Consider the following 7,337-nt stretch of genomic DNA (forward strand, 5'->3'; position numbering starts at 1 on the left):
AATTAAAATATAAAAGTTACTAAAAGTAACCAAATAGTAAATAAAAGTCACAAAAAAGGGGGTTAGATATGAGGGGCAAACTTAAAAGTTTAAGAAAAGAACAAAATCTTACTCAAGAAAGTCTATCAAATATGGTAAACATACATAGAACCTATTATTCAATGATAGAAAACGGAAGAAGAAACCCATCATTAAAAGTAGCTGTAAGCATAAAAAAGGCTTTAAACTACCAATATGATGATATCTTTGAAAAACAATAAAATATAAGGGGGAAAATAAATGAAACTTAACACTAAAGTAGTAACAGGGAGCGTAAAATTAAACTATGTAAACATAAAAGAGGCAAGAAGTAACGCATTATCTTCAGAGCCTAAATACAGCATAACAATTATAATACATAAAGAAAGTAATACTATGGATAAAATATATGAAGGAATATACAATGCTACTAAAAATGGACTTGATATATGGGATGGGAAAGTTCCAGATAATTTAAAAGACGGGGACGCAACAGGAAGAAAAGAATATGAAGATAGCTTTTATATACATGCAACTTCAAAATATAGACCACAGGTCGTTGATAAAGACTTAAAAATATTAAGTCCTGATGAATTATATAATGGTTGTTTAGGTAGAGTTAGTATAAACTTTTATCCATACAATCACAAAGAAAGTGGTAACTGTGGTATATCTTGTGAATTATTAAATCTTCAAAAGCTAAAAGATGGGGAGAAAATCGTAAATAGAGCAAGTGCAGTAGATGACTTTAGTGTAGCTTATGATGATGGGATATTAGTATAATGAAAACTTTATCTATTGATATAGAAACTTATGGGAGTATAGACCTTACAAAAAGTGGGGTCTATAAATATACCCAAAATGACTTTGAAATACTGCTTATTGCCTATGCTTATGATGATGAAGAAATAAAAATTATAGATTTAAAAAACAATGAAAAAATACCAGAAAATCTAAAAAAAGATATACTAGATGAACGCATAATAAAAACAGCATTTAACGCTAATTTTGAAAGAGTATGCTTATCAAAATACTTTAACACATATTTAAGTCCAAAGATGTTTAGATGCACACAAGTTCACGCACTATATTTAGGGCTACCACATGGACTTGATAATGTGGCTAAAAGTTTAAGATTAAAAGAGCAAAAACTTGAGGAAGGTAAAAGTTTAATAAGGTTTTTTATGAAAAAGGAAAACCTTGATTTATTAACTTCAAATAGTGAAAGTATTAAAAAAACTGAAGCAATTAAAAAATACGAAGACTTTAAAAAGTATTGTATAAATGATGTAAGAGTTGAGCGAAGTATAAGAAAGGTTTTAGAAAAAGTTAAGTTACCAGAAAGTGAGCAAAAGCTATGGGAACTAGATCAAGAAATAAATGATAGAGGTGTTTTGGTAGATATAAATTTACTTAAAAATGCTATTTATTATGATAATATTTTTAAAAGTAATTTAATAGAAAAGCTTAAAACTATAACTAATATAAATAATCCTAAAAGCAACAATCAAATGAAAGATTATTTAAAATCCTTAGGAGTAGAGGTAAATTCACTTAGTAAAGAAAGTGTAGGCGATTTATTAAATAGTTGTGAAGTTAAAAAAAATCCTCATTATGAAAAAATAAAAGAAGTACTGGACCTTAGAGCAATGTTAAATAAAACTTCAACTAAAAAGTATGAAGCTATGAAAAGGTGTATGTGTGATGATGAAAGAATAAGAGGATTATTTCAGTTTTATGGAGCAAATAGAACTGGTAGATGGGCAGGAAGACTTGTACAAGTTCAAAACCTTCCACAAAATAAAATGAGTAATTTAGAAGAAGTTAGAGAAAAAATAAGGAATGAAATTAATACAAATTTTCCTAGTAGGAAAAAGAATTTTAATTATGATTTCAATATAAATTCATACTTATACAACCAAGAAAACCTATCGGATATATTATCACAGTTAATAAGAACAACTTTTATACCAAAGAAAAATCATAGATTTATAATAGCTGACTTTAGTGCAATAGAAGCAAGAATTATAGCTTATTTATCAGATGAAAAATGGAGAATAGATGTATTTAATACTCATGGGAAAATCTATGAAGCTAGTGCATCTAAAATGTTTAAAGTCGATATAAATGAAATAACTAAAGAAAGTGAGTTAAGACAAAAAGGAAAAATTGCAGAACTAGCACTAGGTTATCAAGGTGGGGTTAAAGCTTTAGTTAGTATGGGTGCTTATAATATGAATTTATGTGAAAGTGAGCTTATAGAAATTGTAAGGGCTTTTAGAAGCTCTAATACAAATATTGTTAAGCTATGGAACACTGTTGAAAAAGCCTTTATAGAAGCTGTTAATAATAAAAGTATTGTCCATATAGATAAAAATATTAGTTTTATATATGAAGGAAATATACTATTTATTAAACTACCATCTGGTAGAAGACTTTCATATATAAGACCCAAAATAGATTATAACAATGCTTTTAACAAAAGTATTATAACCTATGAAGGAGTAGACTCTACAACTAAAAAGAATACTAGACTTACTACATATGGTGGAAAACTAGTAGAAAATATTGTCCAGGCAATAGCTCGTGATGTATTAGGTGAGGCTATGATGAATTTAAGAAACAAGGGATTTAATATTGTAATGCATGTACATGATGAAATTGTTTTAGAAGTTGAAAATGGAGTATCTAGTGTTGAAAAAGTTTGTGAAATAATGTGTAAGGAAAACAGATATTTAAAGGGATTAAATTTAAGAGCTGATGGATTTGAAAGTAATTATTATAAAAAGTAGGTTATAAATGGGGGATATTATGAAATACGACAAAATTATAAATGTAGCTATAGGAAAAAGTAGAAAAGAATTAAATTATGTAAACTTAAAGTTGCCTTATTCAGAGTTTATAGATAAATATATCAAAAACACAAAATATACAAATGAAACCTATAAGGAGTATATAAACTTTCCAAAAGATATACAAGACAATATAAAAGATGTTGGTGGATTTGTAGGTGGAAACTTAAAGGATGGAAAAAGGAAAAAAGATACTATAATAAATAGAAGTTTAATAACACTAGATGTAGACTTTGGATATGAAGGTATGATTGAAGACCTTGAGAAAAATATTGATTTTGGTATGTGTATATATAGTACACATAAACATACGCAAAAAAGTCCAAGGTTTAGAATAATAATTCCATTAAAAAATGAAGTAGATCCAATTCAATATGAAGCTATATCAAGAAAAATAGCTTTTGATATAGGTATAGATTATTTTGATGATACGACCTATTCACCGTCAAGACTTATGTACTTTCCATCTACTTCTAAAGATGGGGAGTATGTGTTTAAATTAATAGATAAAGACTTTTTAGATCCTTTAGATATATTAAATAAATATAGCGATTGTAAAGATGAAAGTTTGTTGGATAACTTAAGTAAATCAAATTCTAAACTTTATAGTTTACATAATAACATTAAAGAAAACCCAATGTTAAAAGATAATATAATAGGTGCATTTTGTAGAGCTTACAATGTATATGATGTAATTGATAAGTTTTTATATGATGTATATAAAAAAGGTGATACTAAAGATAGATACACATATATAAATGGAAGCACTTCTAATGGTGTGGTTATCTATGAAAATGGTAATTTTGCATATTCTCATCATAGTACTGATGTATGCTGTGATAAACTTTGTAATTCTTTTGACTTAGTAAGACTTCATAAGTTTTCACATTTAGATACAAATGTATCTACAGACATTCCTATAAACAAGCTACCATCATATACAAAGATGATAGAGTTTATAAGTAAAGATGAAAAAGTAATGCTTGAACTTGGTCAAAGCAAATTAAAAAAAGCTATAAATGATTTTTCATCTGTATGTGAAGAGGATAATATAAATGATAGTTGGACATTAAAGCTAGAGGTAGATAAAAATGGACTTTATAAATCTAGTATTAAAAATATAGTAACAATACTTGAAAATGATAAAAATTTAAAAGGCAAAATAGCTTATAACTTGTTTTCAAATAGAACAATTATAAAAGGTGATTTACCATGGAAAAAGGTAGTTGATAAAGAAAACGGTGATGTGTGGCAAGATAGTGATGATTCAAATCTTAGAATGTATTTAGATGTAGTTTATAAAATAGTATCTCCACACAAAATATATGACGGTATATCTATAATAGAAAAAAGAAATGAATTTCATCCAGTAAGGGATTATTTAAACTCTCTTGACTGGGATAATGTAAGTAGATTAGACAATTTAATGATAGACTATCTAGGAGCAGAAAATAGTGAATATACAAAAGCTATAACTAGAAAAATGTTAGTTGCAGCAGTTACTAGAATATTTAAACCTGGTACTAAATTTGATTATATGATGGTTTTAGTTGGTAAGCAGGGATTAGGTAAAAGCCATATAATAAGCTTGTTGGGTAAACATTGGTACTCAGATTCTATAAATACAGTGCAAGGAAAAGAAGCCTATGAGCAATTACAAAACGCTTGGATATTAGAAATGGCAGAACTATCGGCAACTAAAAAAGCAGAGGCAGAATCAGTAAAGCACTTTATATCAAAAACAGAAGATAGTTATAGACAAGCCTATGGAAGAAGAGTTGAAACCTTTAAAAGACAATGTGTATTTTTTGGAACTACAAATGAAATTGAATTTTTAAAAGATAGAACAGGTAATAGAAGATATTGGCCACTTATGGTTGGAGTAAATAAACCTAAAAAGAATTTATTTGAAGATTTAAACAAACATGAAATAGATATGATTTGGGCAGAAGCTATGCACTTTTACAAAAAAGGTGAAAAATTAATCTTAGAAGGAGATATTCAAAAACAAGCAACCATGCAACAAGAAAAACACTTAGAAGGTAATAGCAAGGAAGGTATGATAAAGGAGTACTTAGATATTAAACTTCCTAAAAACTGGTACAATATGGACATATATGAAAGAAGAAGATATATAAGTGAAAGTGAATTTTTAAGAGTAGATAATGATTGTATATTAAGAGAAAAAGTTTGTAGTGTTGAAGTTTGGGTTGAGCTATTTGGAGGAGATATAAAGAATTTTCATAGGGGTAATGCAATGGAGATTAATGAAATTTTAAGAAGGATAGATGGCTGGGAAAGTTTAAAAGAGGGACAAGGTAAACTTAGGTTTGGAAAGTTTTATGGAACTCAAAGGGCTTTTTTAAGAAAAAATTAGCGTTACCAAAGACCTATTTTAGCGTTACCGAAGGCGTTACCAAAGAATTGACTTTGGTAACGGTTATTTAAAAAAGGTGTTACCGAAAAATTTACGGTAACACCTCTGGTAACGCCTTTGGTAACGGGTAAAACGTTTAAATTTCAACGAATATTGCTAGTGTTACCAAAGAGACGAAAAAACCTTAGAGTTTGCCTAAATAGAGGAAATTAAAGAAAAATTACCTCTAATTAGAAAAAAGTTTATAATTTAAGTTCTTTGGTAACGGTAATAAATTATAGGGGTGATTTTATGGAAGAAAAGATTTTAGAGTTTATTAGGGTGGATGATGTTCCACAGGGATGTAAGGATTTAGTTGAGATTTTTGGAATGGATACTTTTATTAGTTTGGTTGAGTATTGTGGTGGGAGTAATGTTTATATTCCTAGTAAGGGTGCTATTGTTAAAAAGGCTAGAAATAGGATTATGAGAGAAGTGTTTGATGGAGGTAATTATAGGGAGATTGCTAATAGGTTTGGTATTAGTGAGGTGGCTGTTAGACAGATTGTAGGTAGGTAATGGTGTAACTACAAAATATATAAATAATTTAAATATAGTATAATGTCAATTGGAATAGTTAATAGTAATTACTATTCAATTGTATGGAATGTTTTAGCTATGATAGTAAAAGTGTTTTATGTAATATGGTTTTTGGGACTGTAGGTAAGTTTGTATTTACACAAAACTACCTACAGTCCCTTCATCTTTTGCTCATATTTAAAGCATAATTTTTAAATTCCATTTTATTTTTATTGTGAATAATATTTTTATTCCACACCATATAAATACTTTTATCATCAATTTTATCCTTTATTTTTATAACTGAAATCTTATTAGTATTAATCAATGGTGTGTTTAAAATTATGGCAATACCTGCCCCTGCTGCCACAAGACCTGAAAGTATACTTGATTCACTAGGTTCTGCATAAATTTTCGGTGTATATCCTATTAAATCAGAATAAGATTTCTCCACATCAGAAGACTTATTATTGTATGCTATAAAATACTCATTTTTCAAATCACTAAGATATACTTCTTCCTTATTGGCTAAAGGATGGTTTTTAGGAACAATTAAAACATATTCTTCCTTTTTAACTAAAATAGCTTCCAAATTATTATATTTGTCTAAATCCTTTATATCACTTATAAATCCAAAATCAACATGGTTGTTTTTTATTCCTTTTAAAATTTCATCTGTGCTTTGATTATCAATATTAAACTTCACCTTCGAATTATCATTAAAAAAGCTACTTATAAAAAAAGGTATAAAAGTTGCCCCAATACAAGCAGTTGAAGATATTGATATAATCATATCACTATTATTTTTCATCTCTTTTAATTTAAGTTTACCTTTTTCAACTTCACTCAAAGCTCCTTTGGCATATTTCAAAAAAACATCTCCAAACTCCGTAATCTTGATATTTCTTCCTTCCCTTTGAAAAAGTTTAACATCTAGCTCTTCTTCTAACTTGGATATGGCTTTGCTTAGTGCTGGTTGAGTAACTGATAATATATCAGATGCTGTTGTGAAATTCTTTGTTTCTGCTATTATTTTAAAATACTCCAGTTGTTGTAAGTTCATTTTTATCTCCTTTTACATTAAAAATCAATAACTTTTAGTTATATATTTATGAATATTTTCAATTAGACATTATTCATTCAGTAGTGTTATAATCTCATTGTTATATTATTCAATATTTTAATAACAAAAAAAATTATAAATTTTATATATATAAATGTCAAATTACTTATATATATATTAAAAAGGAGAAATGTAATGTTTAATGTAAATAAAGAAAAATGTATTGGTTGTTCACAATGTGTAAAAGATTGTCCAGTTTCTGCTATTTCTTTAGTAGATAACAAGGCTGAAATAAACAACGAAAGATGTTTCAAATGTGGTCACTGTATAGCTATTTGTCCAGTAGAAGCTGTATCAACTGATGATTATAATATGGAAGAAGTTATTCCTTATGATAAAGAGAGCTTCTCAGTGGAAGCTGACAACTTACTTAACTTCATAAAATTCAGAAGAAGTGTAAGAAGATTCA

Annotated in this window: 7 protein-coding genes; 6 read left to right on the forward strand and 1 reads right to left on the reverse strand. The window is 27.8% G+C overall.

Annotation, left to right across the window (positions count from 1 at the left end; translation table 11 throughout):
* The first annotated feature begins 68 nt into the window (after positions 1–68).
* The 5 genes from Q5F54_RS08605 (at position 69) to Q5F54_RS08625 (ending at position 5,805) form a co-directional block, all read left to right on the forward strand.
* Positions 69–260 (forward strand): helix-turn-helix transcriptional regulator, encoded by a 192-nt coding sequence (locus Q5F54_RS08605; protein WP_071120604.1) that lies wholly within the window; start codon positions 69–71, stop codon positions 258–260.
* 19 nt (positions 261–279) lie between these two features.
* The gene (locus tag Q5F54_RS08610; RefSeq protein ID WP_302334244.1) at positions 280–801 is read left to right on the forward strand and encodes a DUF2815 family protein; all 522 of its coding nucleotides are present in this window, start codon (positions 280–282) and stop codon (positions 799–801) included.
* Positions 801–2,810, forward strand: a complete 2,010-nt coding sequence (locus Q5F54_RS08615; protein ID WP_281538656.1) for a DNA polymerase — start codon at positions 801–803, stop codon at positions 2,808–2,810. The genes Q5F54_RS08610 and Q5F54_RS08615 overlap by 1 nt, the downstream gene beginning before the upstream one ends.
* 19 nt (positions 2,811–2,829) lie before the next feature.
* On the forward strand, positions 2,830–5,247 hold the full coding sequence (locus Q5F54_RS08620; protein WP_302334245.1) for a virulence-associated E family protein: 2,418 nt from the start codon (positions 2,830–2,832) through the stop codon (positions 5,245–5,247).
* A 291-nt stretch (positions 5,248–5,538) separates the two neighbouring features.
* Positions 5,539–5,805 carry a Mor transcription activator family protein gene (locus tag Q5F54_RS08625; RefSeq protein ID WP_281538654.1) on the forward strand — a complete coding sequence of 89 codons (267 nt, stop codon included), beginning with the start codon at positions 5,539–5,541 and terminating at the stop codon, positions 5,803–5,805.
* A gap of 181 nt (positions 5,806–5,986) precedes the next feature.
* Here the strand turns inward: Q5F54_RS08625 and Q5F54_RS08630 are convergent, their stop codons facing one another.
* Positions 5,987–6,868, reverse strand: coding sequence for a LysR family transcriptional regulator (locus Q5F54_RS08630; protein WP_281538653.1), 882 nt, complete (start codon positions 6,866–6,868; stop codon positions 5,987–5,989).
* A gap of 195 nt (positions 6,869–7,063) precedes the next feature.
* Between Q5F54_RS08630 and Q5F54_RS08635 the strand changes: the two genes are divergently transcribed.
* A partial coding sequence (locus tag Q5F54_RS08635) for a DUF362 domain-containing protein (RefSeq protein ID WP_302334246.1) occupies positions 7,064–7,337 on the forward strand: 274 nt, incomplete at its 3' end.

This window comes from uncultured Romboutsia sp., assembly GCF_958366745.1.
Lineage (GTDB): Bacteria > Bacillota > Clostridia > Peptostreptococcales > Peptostreptococcaceae > Romboutsia > Romboutsia timonensis.